Source organism: Polaribacter marinaquae (assembly GCF_038019025.1).
GTDB classification, from domain to species: domain Bacteria; phylum Bacteroidota; class Bacteroidia; order Flavobacteriales; family Flavobacteriaceae; genus Polaribacter; species Polaribacter marinaquae.
Window position 1 is genome coordinate 2,894,238 of sequence record NZ_CP150496.1, and the last position, 16,232, is coordinate 2,910,469.

General features: G+C 29.5%; 15 protein-coding genes. All 15 read left to right on the forward strand.

The window, feature by feature from the left end; translation table 11 throughout:
* Positions 1-20 precede the first annotated feature (20 nt).
* Positions 21-1,784 carry a glycerophosphodiester phosphodiesterase family protein gene (locus tag WG950_RS12815; RefSeq protein WP_340932881.1) on the forward strand — a complete coding sequence of 588 codons (1,764 nt, stop codon included), beginning with the start codon at positions 21-23 and terminating at the stop codon, positions 1,782-1,784.
* A 337-nt stretch (positions 1,785-2,121) separates the two neighbouring features.
* Positions 2,122-2,382: a hypothetical protein gene (locus WG950_RS12820; protein ID WP_340932883.1), complete on the forward strand. Its 261-nt coding sequence runs from the start codon at positions 2,122-2,124 to the stop codon at positions 2,380-2,382.
* A 1-nt stretch (position 2,383) separates the two neighbouring features.
* A complete protein-coding gene (locus WG950_RS12825) occupies positions 2,384-3,775 on the forward strand; it encodes an amidase family protein (RefSeq protein WP_340932885.1) in 1,392 nt (463 codons plus the stop codon).
* Positions 3,775-7,107: a bifunctional amidotransferase subunit GatB/aspartate--tRNA ligase AspS gene (gene gatB/aspS / locus WG950_RS12830; protein WP_340932886.1), complete on the forward strand. Its 3,333-nt coding sequence runs from the start codon at positions 3,775-3,777 to the stop codon at positions 7,105-7,107. Before WG950_RS12825 ends, gatB/aspS begins: the two co-directional genes overlap by 1 nt.
* A 159-nt stretch (positions 7,108-7,266) precedes the next feature.
* Entirely contained in the window at positions 7,267-8,052 is a 786-nt protein-coding gene (locus WG950_RS12835; protein ID WP_340932887.1) for a carboxypeptidase-like regulatory domain-containing protein, read from the forward strand.
* 303 nt (positions 8,053-8,355) lie between these two features.
* Positions 8,356-9,747, forward strand: a complete 1,392-nt coding sequence (locus WG950_RS12840) for an anthranilate synthase component I family protein (RefSeq protein WP_340932888.1) — start codon at positions 8,356-8,358, stop codon at positions 9,745-9,747.
* A 68-nt stretch (positions 9,748-9,815) separates the two neighbouring features.
* Positions 9,816-10,391, forward strand: a complete 576-nt coding sequence (locus WG950_RS12845) for an anthranilate synthase component II (RefSeq protein ID WP_340932889.1) — start codon at positions 9,816-9,818, stop codon at positions 10,389-10,391.
* Positions 10,391-11,380, forward strand: coding sequence for an anthranilate phosphoribosyltransferase (trpD, locus tag WG950_RS12850; protein ID WP_079737084.1), 990 nt, complete (start codon positions 10,391-10,393; stop codon positions 11,378-11,380). The genes WG950_RS12845 and trpD overlap by 1 nt, the downstream gene beginning before the upstream one ends.
* Before the next feature lie 23 nt (positions 11,381-11,403).
* Positions 11,404-11,571, forward strand: a complete 168-nt coding sequence (locus WG950_RS12855; RefSeq protein ID WP_340932891.1) for a hypothetical protein — start codon at positions 11,404-11,406, stop codon at positions 11,569-11,571.
* Between the two features lie 30 nt (positions 11,572-11,601).
* Entirely contained in the window at positions 11,602-11,961 is a 360-nt protein-coding gene (locus WG950_RS12860) for a four helix bundle protein (protein WP_340932892.1), read from the forward strand.
* Between the two features lie 29 nt (positions 11,962-11,990).
* Positions 11,991-12,779 carry an indole-3-glycerol phosphate synthase TrpC gene (trpC, locus tag WG950_RS12865; RefSeq protein ID WP_077809883.1) on the forward strand — a complete coding sequence of 263 codons (789 nt, stop codon included), beginning with the start codon at positions 11,991-11,993 and terminating at the stop codon, positions 12,777-12,779.
* A 2-nt stretch (positions 12,780-12,781) separates the two neighbouring features.
* Positions 12,782-13,471, forward strand: coding sequence for a phosphoribosylanthranilate isomerase (locus WG950_RS12870; RefSeq protein WP_079737083.1), 690 nt, complete (start codon positions 12,782-12,784; stop codon positions 13,469-13,471).
* Between the two features lies 1 nt (position 13,472).
* A complete protein-coding gene (gene trpB / locus WG950_RS12875; protein WP_340932896.1) occupies positions 13,473-14,657 on the forward strand; it encodes a tryptophan synthase subunit beta in 1,185 nt (394 codons plus the stop codon).
* Positions 14,657-15,448, forward strand: coding sequence for a DUF3050 domain-containing protein (locus WG950_RS12880; RefSeq protein ID WP_340932897.1), 792 nt, complete (start codon positions 14,657-14,659; stop codon positions 15,446-15,448). Before trpB ends, WG950_RS12880 begins: the two co-directional genes overlap by 1 nt.
* Positions 15,445-16,209, forward strand: a complete 765-nt coding sequence (trpA, locus tag WG950_RS12885; RefSeq protein ID WP_079737081.1) for a tryptophan synthase subunit alpha — start codon at positions 15,445-15,447, stop codon at positions 16,207-16,209. The genes WG950_RS12880 and trpA overlap by 4 nt, the downstream gene beginning before the upstream one ends.
* Positions 16,210-16,232: the final 23 nt, after the last annotated feature.

Sequence of the window (16,232 nt, forward strand, 5' to 3'; positions counted from 1 at the left end):
AACCTTTTTAAATATTTACAATGAAAAAAAATATATTAACGTTTTTTTTATTAATTTTCTATGTAGCTATTTTTAATTCTCAAGAAGTTTTCGATTTAGCTAGTTTAGAAAATAGTATTAAGAATAAAGAAGTAAGTGTGAAAGGAATGAAACCTGGTAATGAAGCTAGAATTATCTGGTCTAATAAGTATAAAGAAAAACAATCTCCAATTGCATTTGTGTATTTACATGGTTTTGGTGCAAGTGGTAGAGAAGGAGAGCCTGTAATGAGTATGCTTTCAAAAAAATACGATGCAAATGTTTACTTATCTCGTTTAAAAGAGCATGGTTTAGATAGAGATGATAGTTTTATTAATTTAACACCAGAAAATTATATAGCATCTGCAAAAGAAGCTTTAGAAATAGGAAAAAAAATTGGTAAAAAGGTTGTTATAGTTAGTACGTCAACAGGAGGTACATTGAGTTTAAAACTAGCATCAGAAGATACTTCTGTTTTAGGGTTGGTAATGTATTCTCCGTTTATCGGTTTAAAAAATCCTGCATTTAGAACAATTTTAACTCCCGAAGGAAAAGCAGGTTTTGTAAAAATGAATGGTAGTGAAATTATAAAACAAAAAAGGCCTGCAGAGCAAGCGAAATATTGGTCTACAAAATATCACGTTAACGGTTACGAGGCTTTAATAAAAATGCTTACGAATAATATGACCCTAGAAACTTTTGCAAAAGTTAAGATTCCTGTTTTTGTTGGTTATTATTATAAAAATGAAAAAGAACAAGATCAAGTGGTTTCTGTAGCTGCAATTCTAGAGATGTATAATAATTTAGGTACTTCTTTTGATAAAAAGAAAAAAGTAGCTTTTCCAGAAGCTGGTAATCATGTAATTGCTTGTGATTTAAGGTCGAATGATTGGGAAGGTGTATACAATGAAACTGTATCTTTTATTGATCAAATAATTTTAGAGAAAAACAATCAATATAATTTTGAATTACAAGGGCATAGAGGCGCTAGAGGTTTATCACCAGAAAATACAATACAAGCTTTTGAAAAAGCATTAAAGTTAGGTGTAAACACATTAGAATTAGATGTTGTAGTTAGTAAAGATCACAAAGTAGTTGTTTCTCATGAACCTTGGTTGAATAACGATATTACTTTAGATGTAGATGGAAATCGTTTAAGTAGAGAAAATGCTATTGCTTTTAATATTTATAAAAACAAGTATAAAAACATAAAGAAATACGATGTTGGTTCTTTAGGGAATTCTAAATTTCCTGAGCAAGAAAAAGTTGCTGCTTATAAACCTTTATTATCTGAAGTAATTTCTTTTGCAGAGCAAAAAAACGCTAATATTCTTTATAATGTTGAAATTAAAAGCACACCAACAGATGAGAAAAATGGATATCAGCCATCTGTAAAAGAGTTTTCAGATTTAGTGGTTAACACATTAAAAAAGACTAAGGTGTCTTTAAATAGAATTGTGATACAAAGTTTTGATCTTAGAGTTTTAGAGTATATCCACGCTACATATCCTGCTTATAAATTAGCTTTTTTAACTTATAAGGATGATTTTAAAACAAACATGAAAATGTTAAGTTTTATGCCAGAAATTTATAGTCCGTACTTTTTATTACTGAATAAAGAAGAGGTAAAAAATATTCAGAAGAATAATATGAGAGTTATTCCTTGGACAGTTAATAAAAAACAAGATATGATTAATTTATTAGAAATGGGAGTAGATGGCTTAATTACAGATTATCCTAATATCGCAATTCCCTTAAGAAAATAGTTTTATCAAAAATTTCGAATTTTTAATGTTACAGCTTTCTTTTAATCTTTTAAAAAGTAATTTTTATTTAAATACGCTTTGTTTTTTTGTCATATCGGTAATTAAACATCAATATATTGTAGATTATGTAAAGGCTAGATAAAATGATAAAAAAGAAGGTTTTGTAACATAAATTCTACGTATATTTGTCAATATCAATAGATAATATGACAATTAATAACAATAATCGTAATTTCAATAATCCTAATATATAGGAAAGGAAGGTTGTTGTCAAAAAAAAATATATAAAGCCTTCCAAATTTTTGGAAGGTTTTTTTTTGAATCTAAATTTAAAGAGATGAGTAAAATAATGACGGTAGACATTTTGTCTAGTATTAAAGGAGCAAAACCATCAGAATCGGTTAATAAATTATTCGACGTAATTAAAAATGCCAATAATAATACTACCAATGTCAATTATAATAATGTTGTGTCTTTAGATGATTTAAGAGAAGACGTTGTTATAGAGAGTTCATTAACAGAAAAAGAAATAATTAAAGAAAACTTTCCGAAAGAAAAAGATGGTTTTTTAGTAGTTGCTAAAGTGATAGAAGATTAATATGAGTTCGCAAATAAAAAAAATACATCAGCAATTGGTGTCTAAAGAAATTACTTGTACAGCTTTTGTACAAGCAAAGTTAGATTTGTTAAAGCAGAATTCTCATAATACTGTAAATGCGCTATTAGATGATATTGCTTTAGGTTTAGCAAAAAATGTAGATGATAAGATTGCAAAAGGAGAAAAGATAGGTCTTTTAGAAGGAATTCCGTTTGGTATAAAAGATGTTTATATGTTGCAAGGAACCTATACAACGGCGAGTTCTAATTTGCTTAAAAAATACAAATCGTCTTACACAGCAACTGCAATTCAGAAATTGTTAGACGCAGGTGCAATACCTTTAGTTAAAGAAAATTGTGATTCTTTTGGGCATGGATCGTCATCAGAAAATACGATTTTCGGAGCAGTAAAAAACGCTGTAAATCCTGATTTAGTTGGTGGAGGTTCTAGCGGAGGTTCTGCAGTAAATGTTGCAAAAGATTATACAGTTTTTTCTATTGGAGGCGATACAGGTGGTTCTATTAGACAACCTGCCGGTTACAATAAAGTATATGGTTTAAAACCTACGTATGGCAGAATTTCTCGATACGGTTTAATGGCTTATGCGTCCTCTACAGATTGTGTTGGCCCGATTGCAAAATCAATAGAAGATATCAAAATTATTCTTAATGAAATTAGTGGTAAAGATGTAAAAGATCAAACTACTTATACATCAGAATTAATTTCTGATGAAACCAAAAATGATGTAAAATCTGTTGGTTATTTTAAGAGTTTTATTGAAACAGATGCAATCTCTAAAGAAATAAAAGATGATTTCTTAGCTACTTTAGATAAAATAAAATCGAAAGGAATTGAAGTTAAAGAATTAGATTTTTTTGATGCAGATATTTTAGTTTCTACATATTATACGCTTGCAATGGCAGAAACCGCATCTAATTTATCTAGATTAGATGGTACAAATTATGGAGATAGAGTAGAAGGAGAAAATTTAAAAGATACGTATTCGATTACCCGTTCAGAAAAATTTTCTGAAGAAACAAAAAGAAGAATTGTTGGTGGTAATCAAGTTTTATCACAAGGTTTTTCTGATGAAATTTACTTAAAAGCACAAAATTTAAGAGATCAAATTTCAGCAAGATTTAGCAAAGATTTCGAAGCTGTAGATATTATTTTATCGCCAGTAACACCTCAAGATCCGCCTAAAATTGGCGATAGTTTAAACAATCCTTTGGCAATGTATTTGTCTGATGCTTATACGGTTGGTTTTAGTTTAGGAGAATTGCCAACACTAACAATACCAAAAGGCACAAATACAGGTTTACAAATTACAGCAGATAAAAAAAATGATGCAGAAGTATTACATTTTGCGAACTTCTTAAACGATATTTTATAATGGAACTAGCGCAATTAAATGATGCTTTAAAAGCACACGATTTAGAATTGATAATTGGTTTAGAAACACACGTTCGTTTAAACACAAAGACAAAATTATTTTGTTCTTGTCCTAATGAAGAAACAGAAATACCAAATACCAATATTTGCTCTGTTTGTACAGGTCAAATGGGTGTTTTACCAGCAATTAATAAAGAGGCTATTACAAAAGCGATTTATTTTGGTAAAGCTGTAAACTCTACATTTTCTAATGAAGTTATTTCTTGGGATAGAAAACATTATGAATATCCAGACAATCCTAAAAATATACAAATAACTCAATTTCATAATCCTGTTATACCAAATGGACAAGTTTCTTGTTTTAGAAACGATGGTTCAGAATTTACAGTAGATTTAACACAAGTGCATATCGAAGAAGATGCTGCAAAATTAATGCACGAAAAGAAAGTTTCTTTGGTAGATTTTAACAAAGCTGGTGTGCCGTTAATAGAAATTGTTACAGAACCTTGTATTAGAAATATAGAAGATGCCTCTACCTACGCGCAATATATTCAAAGAATTGTGCAGAATATAGGTGTTTCTGAAGCCAACTTAGAAAAAGGAGAGTTTAAATCTGATGTTTCTGTTTCGTTAAGAAAAAAAGGAACGACTATTTTAAATCCTAGAACCGAAATTAAAAACTTAAATTCTTTTAAGTTTATGGTAGAGGCTTTAAAAGAAGAAATTGAAAAACAACTTAATTATTTTACAGAGAATAAAACGTTTAGACCAGATCAAACCACGGTTTTATGGGATGCAGATTTAAAGCAAACCAAAACAATGCGTAAAAAGGAATTTGAAGCAGATTATCGTTTTATATCAGAACCAGATTTACCTTTTGTAAGTATTAAACAAGTAATAGAAAGTATAAATGTAGATATTAGTTCTTTACCTTTTGCTGTAGAATCTATTTTGATCAAAGGCGGAGTTTTACCGCAGGATGCTAAGTTTTTTACGGCAGATTCTTTGCGTTCTAAAACATTTGTATCTCTTAATAATGCTATTAAAGATCCTTCTTTTGTTGCTAAAACCTTAGTAAATAATATTGCTGCAGATGAATACGAAAACATTCATGATGTAAATGATTTAATAGAAATTTTTAAACTTTTTAAAGAAGATAAAATCACTTCTGTTTTAGTGCAAAATGGAATTTCATCTTATTTAAAAGATGCAAGTTTTGATTATAAAACCTATTTTGAAAACAATACAATTTCAGAAGATAAAATTAAAGCTGCTGTTTTAACAGTAATATCAGAAAACGAAGCAATTGCAAATGATATTAAAAACGGAAACAAAGGAAAAGCTGGAATTTTAGTTGGTAAAGTAATTGCAATTATTGGTAAAGGAGCTTCAGGAAAAGTAATTCGTGAAGAGATTCTTAACGCTGTTAGCGAAAATTCAGCCCTTAGCAATTCGCCTTTAGCAGTTAGCGAAAAGCTAAAGGCTAAAAGTCAACAGCCAACTGCTAAAAGCGAGGAAGAGTTGCAGAAAACTCCTATTATAATTAAAGAAGAATACAGAACACATAAAATATCAGATTTATCAGAAGCAACTATTTCAGAAAATGTAGTTTTATCTGGTTGGGTAGCAAGTGTTAGAGATCACGGTGAGTTAATGTTTATTGATTTACGTGATTCTAGTTATCAAATTTTTCAAGTTCGTTTAAGTAGAGAGACTTTTCCTAATTTAGATGAATTGGTAAAATTAAAACCAGAAACGGTAATTTCTGTTGGAGGTGTAGTTGTAAAAAGAAATGAAGATGATTATAATGCTGGTTTAAGAACCGGTAAGTTAGAGTTAGAAACTGCAACTTTAGAGATTTTAAACTTATCAAAAACATTACCTTTTGAAATTAAAAGAGCAGCAAAGAGTAATGAAAAAGTTCGTTTTGAATACAAGTTTTTAGATCATAGAAATGATGAAGTTCGTAAAGCAATAGTAAATAGACATAAAGTAATTAAGTTACTTAGAGATATTTTAGATGAAGAAGAATTCTTAGAAATTGAAACGCCAATTTTAACTGCGGGTACAGATGAAGGAGCTAGAGAATTTATTGTACCTACTAGAAAACAGGCGGGTTCATTTTATACATTGCCACAAGCACCACAACAATTTAAACAAATGTTAATGGTTGGTGGTTTTGAGAAATATTTTCAAATAGCACGTTGTTTTAGAGATGAAGATTCTCGTGGAGATAGACAACCAGAATTTACGCAATTAGATATAGAAATGGCATACGCAAGTATGCAGCAAATTATCGATTTAAATACTAAGATGTTTAATGAAGTTGTGAGAAAAATTTATGGTAAAAAATGGATTTTACATCCTTTTGAAGTAATAACTTACAAAGATGCGATGGATAAATATGGTTGTGATAGACCCGATTTGCGTTACGGTTTGCAAATGCAAGATATTACCGAAATTGTAAAAGACACAACTTTTCAGGTTTTTAGTAAGCCAATAGAAGAAGGCGGAATTGTAAAATGCATTAAAGTTTCTGCAAAAGAGCAAGGTAATAAACGTATGTCTAAAGGGCAAATTGAAAACTTAACTGCCATTGCACAACAAAATGGTTTAGGTGGTTTAGCGTATATTATTGTTAATGAAAACGATTTACAATCTCCAATAATTAAGTTTTTAGGAGAAGAAATAGCTGCAAAGATAATAAACACTACAAAGGCTAAAGTTGGTGATATTGTATTTTTCTCTGCAGCAGATTATGCCACAGCAAATAAAGCCTTAGACGCTGTTCGTCAAGAAATGGCAAAAATATTAAGATTGATTAATCCGAAGGAATTAAGACCAGCTTGGGTTGTAGATTTTCCGATGTTTGAAAAAACAGATGAAGGAAGATGGACATTTACACACAATCCTTTTTCGATGCCAGCAATTTATGATTTAGAAAAGCATATGAACGGAGAAGGTGAAGAAATAGGAACAATTATTGCCCAACAATACGATTTAATTTTAAATGGTTATGAAATTGGCGGAGGTTCTGTACGTGCACACAAATCTGAAATTTTAGAAGCAACTTATAAAAATATGGGTTACAATAAAGAAGAAATGATGAAAAGCGTTGGAACAATGTATAAAGCTTTTCAATATGGTGCACCACCACACGGTGGAATTGCATGGGGTGTTGATCGATTAATGATGATTTTAGAGAAAAAAGCTTCTATTAGGGAAGTGATGGCTTTTCCTAAAACTGGTACATCAGAAGATTTATTGTTTAATGCGCCATCAATTTTATCAGATAAAAAGGTAGAAGAAATGAATGTGAAAATTATGAGATAATAAGATTTTGGTTTTTCTAGAATCGTTATTGTATTCATTTATTAATAGTTGCAAAAACATTAAAAAAAATAGTAAAATAACTTCATTTTGTTTAGCTTTTTTTGCGTATATTTAAACATAATTAACAGTTTTAAATAAAGCCCGTAAAAACAGTTGTCTATGAAAAAAATAGTAGCATTAATTTTTTTGTTTTTAAGCATACATTCATTTTCTCAAGAAATCATTCGTAAGAATATTAAAGGAAAGATTATTGTTGAAGGAAATGATTTAGAAGGAATAACGATTTTTAATTCTTCAACTAAGAAAGGTGCAGTTTCAAATGAAATAGGTGAATTTGATTTATTAGTTGGAGAAAACGATAGCATAAAAGTTAGAGCTCTAGAATATCAAGATTTCGATTTTACTATTAATTCAGATATTTTAACATCAAGAAAAGTTACTATTTTTTTGTTAGAAGAAATTAATAAATTGGATGAGATTGTAGTTTCTACTAGAAAATTAACCGGTAACTTTCAAACGGATGTAGAGATTACGAATAGGTTTATAGAGAAAAAAGATGTTATTTATTTTGGCGCGAAAAGAAATGCAGAATTAACTACAATAAAGAATGTTGAGGTAGATAAAATGCATTATCCTAAACAAACACTTGTAGATGGATTGAATATTGTAAACGTTGTAGATCAATTATTAATCCCTTTATTTAGATCAGAAGTAAAAAATAAAAAAGAAGCTGGTATACCAGAGGTTCCTGTAAAAGCTATAAAATATTATTTAGCCTCTAATTTTTTAATAAATAATTTTAACATTCCAGAACATAGGGTAGAAGAGTTTGTAAGGTTTGTAGAAGATGATACATTTGATTTTAAACTATTAAATTATGGAAATGAAATAGAATTACTAGAAATCTTAAACCAAAAAAGTAAAACATTCTTAAAAAAAATATAGAGTAATAAGCTTTAGGTTTCGTAAGAAAAACAAAAACATAATAAAGGTTGCTTATTTTAAAATTCTATCTTATTTTTGTTGCAAGTATGAAAAATAACACAAACAATACATGGTGGTGGAACTCTCTTATCTAATAAGTGAGAAGAAACCTATATGTATATAACATAAAAAAAAGGCTTATCTCACGATAAGCCTTTTCGCTTTTTATTAAGCATCATTTCGAGAAGTTAATGAAACATTTATTTCTCTTTAAACAAACAAATTGTTACCGTAAATTTTACGAGACAATTACATATTATCAATATGAAGAAAATACAATTTAAGACTACTTTTAAGACAAAAATTGCAGATACAATAACACCTGTAGGTTTGTATTTACGTTTTAGAGATACATACGCAAATACACTTTTATTAGAAAGTTCAGATTATCATAGTAAAGAAGAAAGTTTTTCTTTTATAGCTATAGAACCTGTTGTAACGATTAAAGCAGAGAATCATCATTTAAAATTTTCTCATAAAGGAGAAGAATTGGCTAACCAAGAAATTGGTAGAGATTTTAATGCGATTTTTGAGAATTATAGCAAAGCAATCGATTTAGATTGTCCGGCAGAATTAAAATCATTTAATGGTTTATATGGTTATACAACTTACGACTCTGTACAATATTTCGAAAACATAGATTTAAGTGTTAAAGAAGCGCCATCTGCAATACCATTAATGCAATATAGTTTTTACAGATTTATTATTGCAATCAATCATTTTAATGATGAAATGACATTGATTGAAAATATTGAAGAAGGTTCTGAGTCTAGAATAAAAGAAATTCAAACAATTATAGATGCACAAACTTTTAATACACAAAGTTTCGAAATTGTTGGAGACGAAACTTCGAATGTAAAAGGCGAAGAATTTATAGAGTATGTTAAAAAAGCAAAATCTCATTGTAAAAGAGGAGACGTTTTTCAATTAGTTTTATCACGTCAATTTCAACAAAAATTTAAAGGAGACGAGTTTAATGTGTATAGAGCTTTACGTTCTATCAATCCGTCGCCATATTTATTTTATTTTGATTATGGTTCTTTTAAATTGATGGGATCTTCACCAGAAGCGCAAATTAAAATTTCTGCGGGTAAAGCAACCATTAATCCAATAGCCGGTACGTTTAGAAGAACTGGCGACATGGCAAAAGATATTCAATTAGGTAAAAAATTATCTGCAGATAAAAAAGAAACTGCAGAGCACGTTATGTTGGTAGATTTGGCACGTAACGATTTAAGTAAGCATGCAGATAAAGTTGAAGTAGAGGTTTTTAAAGAAGTACAGTATTTTAGTCACGTTATTCATTTAGTTTCTACAGTTTCTGGACAATTAAAAGGAAACCCTATAGAAATTGTGGGCGATACTTTTCCGGCAGGAACTTTAAGTGGCGCACCAAAATACAAAGCAATGCAGTTAATAGACACTTATGAGAATCAATCTCGTGGATTTTATGGTGGTGCAGTTGGTATTATAGGTTTAGACGGTTCTGTAAATTTGGCAATTGCAATTCGTAGTTTTGTAAGTAAAAACAATGTGTTGTATTACCAAGCAGGTGCAGGAATCGTAATTCATTCAGATGAAGAAAAAGAGTTACAAGAAGTTAATAATAAATTAGCAGCGTTAAAGAAAGCGTTGTTTTTAGCAGAAAATATATAATTGGCTGTTCGCTTTTTGCTTTTAGCTATTTGCTGAAAGCCAAGAGCCAAGAGCTAAAAGCTTTAATTATGAAAATATTAATATTAGACAATTACGATTCGTTTACCTATAACTTGGTTCACATGGTAGAAAAAATTACAGGAAATTTTCCTGCAGTTTTTAGAAACGATGAAATAAGTATTGCAGATGTTGCAAATTATGATATGATTATGCTATCTCCAGGACCAGGAATTCCTGATGAAGCTGGTATTTTAAAAGAAGTAATTAAAACATATGCTGGTGTAAAACCAATTTTTGGAGTTTGTTTAGGTTTACAAGCAATAACCGAGGTTTTTGGCGGTAAAATTATCAACCTTAATGATGTTTTTCATGGCGTAGCAACAGAAATGAATGTAACAGATAAAAATGCGACTATTTTTAAAGATGTCTCAGAAACATTTTTAGCAGCACGTTATCATTCTTGGGCAGCAACAGATGAAGGTTTTCCAGAAGAATTAAAAGTAACTGCTAGAGATGAAGATGGCTTAATACAAGCAATTGAACATGCTGTATATCCTATTTCTGCTGTACAATTTCATCCAGAATCTATTTTAACAGATGTTGGCGAGCAGTTGGTTACTAATTTTATCAATGCAAATTCGTAATGAAAGCAATTTTAAACAAATTATACAATCACGAGAGATTGTCTAAATCTGAAGCCAAACAAATTCTGATAGATATTGCATCAGAAAAATATAATGATGCCCATTTGGCTTCATTCATGACGGTTTTTATGATGCGACCAATTACCGTAAACGAATTATCGGGTTTTAGAGATGCATTAAAAGAATTGTCTATTAAAGTAGATTTTTCTGACTTTAATACGATTGATATTGTTGGTACAGGCGGAGATGGAAAAGATACATTTAATATATCAACTTTAACATCATTTATAGTTGCAGGTACAGGACAAAAAGTAGCAAAACATGGTAATTATTCGGTTTCTTCTCAATCTGGTTCTTCAGATATGTTAGAAAGTTTTGGTTATAATTTTACAAATGATGAAAATGTTTTAAAAGAACATTTAGAAAAAGCAAATATATGTTTTTTACATGCACCTAAATTTCATCCAGCAATGAAAGCTGTTGGACCAACAAGAAAGGCGTTAAAATTAAAAACGTTTTTTAATATGTTAGGGCCTTTGGTAAATCCGAGTTCACCAAAAAACCACATGTTGGGTACATTTAATTTAGAAGTTGCACGTTTGTATAATTATATTTTACAAGAAGAAAATATCAATTACGGTATTATTCATGCACTAGATGGTTATGATGAAATATCATTAACTAGCGGATTTAAATTGTTTACTAAAAACGGAGAGCAATTAATTAATCCAGAAGATTTAGGTCAGAAAAGAATACAACAGTCAGAAATATTTGGAGGGAATTCTGTTGCAGATGCAGCAAAAATATTTAAAACTATTTTAGAGGGAAACGGAACTGAATCTCAAAACAACGTAGTTTTAACAAACGCAGCATTTGCTTTAACAATTGTTGATGAAACTAAATCATTTGAAACAGCTTTTGAAGAAGCCAAACAATCATTATTTGGTTTAAAAGCAAAACAAACATTAGAAAAATTAATTAGTATTTAGCATTTATATTTTTAATAAAAATAATGGCAAAAAAGAAAAAGAACTTATTTCTAATTATACCTGGTTTTCTATTTATTGGTTTGGCAATAGGTATTCAGACAAAAGAATTATTTAAGCAAGCAGCTGTTGGGTTAATTGTTGGATTAATTGTTTATTTTTTTCTTAGATATAGAAATAATTTGAATAAGTAATTATTAATTACGAGTTAGAAATTACGACTGATGAAAAAGGACAATATAATTCAAATCAAAAGCTATAATTTCGCAATTAGAATTGTTAAACTATACAAACATTTATCTCAAGAAAAAAAAGAGTTTGTGTTGAGTAAACAGTTGTTACGATCAGGAACATCAATTGGCGCAAATATAGAAGAAGCAATTGGAGGCCAAAGCAGAAAAGACTTTTTTGCTAAACTATCAATAGCTTATAAAGAAGCAAGAGAGTCTCATTATTGGATTCGTTTATTAAAAGATACAGATTTTTTAACACAACAAGAATCAGAATCATTATTAAAGGATATTGAAGAAATTTTAAAAATAATCGGAAGTATTCAAAAAACAATTAGAAACACAAATTCATAATTCTTAATTTAGAATTCATAATTATAAATATGACAATTTTAGATAAAATAATCGCATTTAAAAAGAAGGAAATTGCTAAGATAAAAGCAGAAATTCCAGTAAAGAAATTAGTAGAAAGTCCTAATTTTGGTAGAACTGTTTTTTCATTAAAAAAATCGTTATTAGAAGTTGGTTCTACAGGTATTATTGCAGAGTACAAACGTCAATCTCCGTCAAAAGGAATTATAAACGATAAAGCCACAATTGCAGAGGTTACCAATGGGTATTTAGATGCAAATGTAGCAGCACAATCTATCTTAACAGACACTTCTTTTTTTGGTGGTACGATGGCAGATTTAATGGAGGCAAGAGTAATCAATCAGCAAAAACCTATTCTTAGAAAAGATTTTATTGTTGATGGTTTTCAAATTGTCGAGGCGAAAGCAATTGGTGCAGATGTAATTCTTTTAATAGCTTCTTGTTTAACTGCAACAGAACTAAAAAACTACGGAAATTTAGCAACAGATTTAGGATTGGAAGTTTTATATGAAGTACATACACAAGAAGATTTAGATAAAATTAACGATTTAGACAATAAAATTATAGGTATTAATAACAGAAATTTAAAGACGTTTGAAGTAGATTTAGATCACTCAATTAAACTTTCTAGCCAAATACCAGATACTTGTTTAAAAGTTTCTGAAAGCGGAATTTCTGATCCAAAAATTATTACAGGATTAAAAGAATTTGGTTTTCAAGGTTTTTTGATTGGAGAAAATTTCATGAAAACAGAAAATCCAGGAGAAGCTTGTCAAGAATTTATCAGTCAAATTAGATAGGTATGAAACTGAAAGTTTGTGGAATGAAGTTTACAGAAAATATTCAGCAATTGGCTGATGTAAATCCAGATTACATGGGTTTTATTTTCTATGAAAAATCAAAAAGAAATTTTGAAGGTATTATTCCCGAATTTTCTAATTCTATAAAAAAAACAGGTGTTTTTGTAAATGAATATATCGAGATTGTAATTTCTTTGGTAGAAGAATATCGATTAGATGCAGTTCAATTACATGGTGATGAATCCGTAGATTATATTACCGAATTAAAAAAACAATTAGCAGAAAGAAGGCTGTTGTTTATTGATGAAAATAAGCAGATTAAAAAGAAAAAAAATCAGCATTATATTTCAAAAAATGAAGTTGAAATTATAAAAGTTTTCGGAATTAAAGACACTTTTGATTTTGATGTTTTAAAACCATATTTAGACGTTGTAGATTTCTTTTTATTTGATACAAAAGGAAAAGAAAGAGGTGGTAATGGTACAAAATTTGATTGGTCTGTTTTAGAAAAATATCCTTTTGATAAGCCTTTCTTTTTAAGCGGTGGTATTGGTTTAAATGATTTAGAACAAGTACAAATAATAGCAAAGTCTAATTTACCTATTTATGGCTTAGATGTAAATAGTAAATTTGAAATAGAACCAGGATTAAAAAATATTAATGAAGTTAAAAGCTTCAAGAACAAAATATAATATGAAATCAAAATTTCAACCAGATAAAAACGGATATTTCGGACAGTTTGGAGGTGCATTTATACCAGAATTGTTGTATCCTAATGTAAAGGAATTAGAAGATAATTATATTCAAATTATCGAATCTAAAGAGTTTCAAGACGAATATAAATCTTTACTTAAAGATTATGTTGGTAGACCGACGCCTTTGTATTATGCTAAACGTTTATCAGAAAAATATGCAGCTCATATTTATTTAAAAAGAGAAGATTTAAACCATACGGGTGCTCATAAAGTAAATAATACAATTGGTCAAATTTTAATTGCACAAAAATTAGGTAAAACTAAAATTATTGCAGAAACTGGTGCCGGACAACATGGTGTTGCAACAGCAACTGTCTGTGCTTTAATGGGGTTAGATTGTACAGTTTTTATGGGCGAAAAAGATATCGAAAGGCAAGCGCCAAATGTTGCTAGAATGAAAATGTTAGGTGCCAAAGTTGTGGCAGCAACTAGCGGAAGTAAAACGCTAAAAGATGCAACCAATGAAGCAATAAGATATTGGATTCAGAATCCAGAAACATTTTATTTAATTGGATCTGTGGTTGGTCCGCATCCACATCCAGACATGGTTGCACGTTTACAAGCTGTAATTTCAGAAGAAATGAAATGGCAATTAAAAGAAAAAACAGGTAAAGAAAATCCTGATACAATTATTGCTTGTGTTGGTGGTGGTTCTAATGCTGCCGGAGCATTTTACCATTATATGGATGAAAACGAAGTAGAATTAATTGCTGTAGAAGCTGCTGGTTTAGGTATTAATTCTGGTGAAAGTGCTGCTACTTCTCAACTTGGTGAAGTAGGTATTATTCACGGAAGTAAAACTATTTTAATGCAAGATGATTATGGGCAAATTGTAGAGCCATATTCGATTTCGGCAGGTTTAGATTATCCGGGAGTTGGGCCATTACATGCTTTTTTATATGAAAGTAAAAGAGCTAAATTTATGAATGCTACAGATGCAGAAGCGTTAGAAGCAGCATATGAATTGACAAAAATTGAAGGAATTATTCCTGCTTTAGAAACGGCACATGCTTTGGCAGTTTTACCAAAAATTGAGTTTAAAGAAAATCAAGTTGTAGTAATTAATTTATCTGGAAGAGGAGATAAAGATTTAGAAACTTATATAAAACATTTAAAAGAATAATGAATTCTAATTTAAAGTTTATAGAAACAGAATTAATGCCCTTAAGAATTAAATTAAGAGAGCACGATTTATATAAAACACTTAGTTCTTTAGAAGATATTAAGTTTTTTATGGAAAGCCATGTTTTTGCTGTTTGGGATTTTATGTCGCTTTTAAAAGCTTTACAAATTAATTTAACTTCTGTTTCTTTACCGTGGTTACCAAAAAAGAACACCAATCTTGTTCGTTTTATAAATGAAATTACATTAGCAGAAGAGAGCGATGTAAATAAAGATGGTGTTCTTAAAAGTCATTTTGAAATGTATGTTGATGCTATGAAAGAATTGAGAGCAGATACATCTCTTATAAAAACATTCTTACAAAGTATTCAAGAAGGTACAACTGTAAACAAATGCTTAGAACTAGTTTCTGTATCAGATGCTGTAAAAGAGTTTGTAAATTTTACTTTTGATATTATCAACTCTAAAGAAACACATAAAATTGCTGCTGCTTTTACTTATGGTAGAGAAGATATTATACCAGATATGTTCTTAAAAATAGTGGAAGAAACTTCTTCAAAAGAAAATATTACTTTTGATAATTTTACATATTACTTAGAAAGACATATAGAGTTAGATGGTGATGAACACGGACCGTTGTCTTTGCAAATGATAGAAGAATTATGTGGAGACGATAAAACAAAATGGCAAGATGTTTTAGATGTTGCAAAAAGAGCCTTACAGGTAAGAATTAATTTATGGACGGCAGTGAAGCAAAAATTAGAAAGTAAAAATGAACCAATTTTAGCATGAAAAATTTAGAAAGTATTTTAGAAGAAAAAGATAATTTATTATCTATTTATTTTACATGCGGTTATCCGAAATTAGATGATACAACGCAGGTAATTTCAGAATTAGAAAAAAGTGGTGTAGATTTTATTGAGGTAGGTTTGCCTTATTCAGATCCGCTTGCAGACGGGCCAACGATTCAAGATAGTAGCCAGAAAGCTTTAGCAAATGGTGTAAATTTAGACATTGTTTTTGATCAATTAATGTCTATTAAAGATTCAAACAAAACTCCATTGGTTTTAATGGGATATTTGAATCAGATGCTAAAATATGGTGAAGATAAATTTTGTCAGAAAGTAATAGATTGTGGTATTAATACGGTTATTTTACCAGATTTACCTATGGTAGAATTCGAAAATCATTACAAAGATTTATTTGATAAATACGGAATTACAAACGTATTTTTAATAACTCCTCACACATCAGAAGAAAGAATTCATAAAATAGATAATTACACAAAGTCTTTTATTTATGTAGTTGCTTCTGCTTCTATTACGGGTGCAAAAGGAGAGATTTCTAATAATCAAATAGCTTATTTCGAAAGAATAAAAAATATGAATTTGAAAAGTAAGCTGATTGTAGGTTTTGGTATTTCTGATAAACAAACATTTAATACGGCTTGTAATTATGCAAACGGTGCTATTATAGGTTCTGCATTTATAAAGAACTTAGGTGCTAATGGTGTCTCTGGAATTAAGGATTTTATATCACCAATTATATCATAAAAAAAAAGCGAAACTATTAAGTT

What these genes read in the sequence shown, in the direction of transcription:
- trpC (WP_077809883.1), top strand. Translation starts at nt 11,991, where the DNA reads ATGACAATTTTAGATAAAATAATCGCATTTAAAAAGAAGGAAATTGCT.
- WG950_RS12880 (WP_340932897.1), top strand. Translation starts at nt 14,657, where the DNA reads ATGAATTCTAATTTAAAGTTTATAGAAACAGAATTAATGCCCTTAAGA.
- WG950_RS12820 (WP_340932883.1), top strand. Translation starts at nt 2,122, where the DNA reads ATGAGTAAAATAATGACGGTAGACATTTTGTCTAGTATTAAAGGAGCA.
- WG950_RS12870 (WP_079737083.1), top strand. Translation starts at nt 12,782, where the DNA reads ATGAAACTGAAAGTTTGTGGAATGAAGTTTACAGAAAATATTCAGCAA.
- gatB/aspS (WP_340932886.1), top strand. Translation starts at nt 3,775, where the DNA reads ATGGAACTAGCGCAATTAAATGATGCTTTAAAAGCACACGATTTAGAA.
- WG950_RS12855 (WP_340932891.1), top strand. Translation starts at nt 11,404, where the DNA reads ATGGCAAAAAAGAAAAAGAACTTATTTCTAATTATACCTGGTTTTCTA.
- trpD (WP_079737084.1), top strand. Translation starts at nt 10,391, where the DNA reads ATGAAAGCAATTTTAAACAAATTATACAATCACGAGAGATTGTCTAAA.
- WG950_RS12860 (WP_340932892.1), top strand. Translation starts at nt 11,602, where the DNA reads ATGAAAAAGGACAATATAATTCAAATCAAAAGCTATAATTTCGCAATT.
- WG950_RS12815 (WP_340932881.1), top strand. Translation starts at nt 21, where the DNA reads ATGAAAAAAAATATATTAACGTTTTTTTTATTAATTTTCTATGTAGCT.
- WG950_RS12845 (WP_340932889.1), top strand. Translation starts at nt 9,816, where the DNA reads ATGAAAATATTAATATTAGACAATTACGATTCGTTTACCTATAACTTG.
- WG950_RS12840 (WP_340932888.1), top strand. Translation starts at nt 8,356, where the DNA reads ATGAAGAAAATACAATTTAAGACTACTTTTAAGACAAAAATTGCAGAT.
- WG950_RS12825 (WP_340932885.1), top strand. Translation starts at nt 2,384, where the DNA reads ATGAGTTCGCAAATAAAAAAAATACATCAGCAATTGGTGTCTAAAGAA.
- trpB (WP_340932896.1), top strand. Translation starts at nt 13,473, where the DNA reads ATGAAATCAAAATTTCAACCAGATAAAAACGGATATTTCGGACAGTTT.
- WG950_RS12835 (WP_340932887.1), top strand. Translation starts at nt 7,267, where the DNA reads ATGAAAAAAATAGTAGCATTAATTTTTTTGTTTTTAAGCATACATTCA.
- trpA (WP_079737081.1), top strand. Translation starts at nt 15,445, where the DNA reads ATGAAAAATTTAGAAAGTATTTTAGAAGAAAAAGATAATTTATTATCT.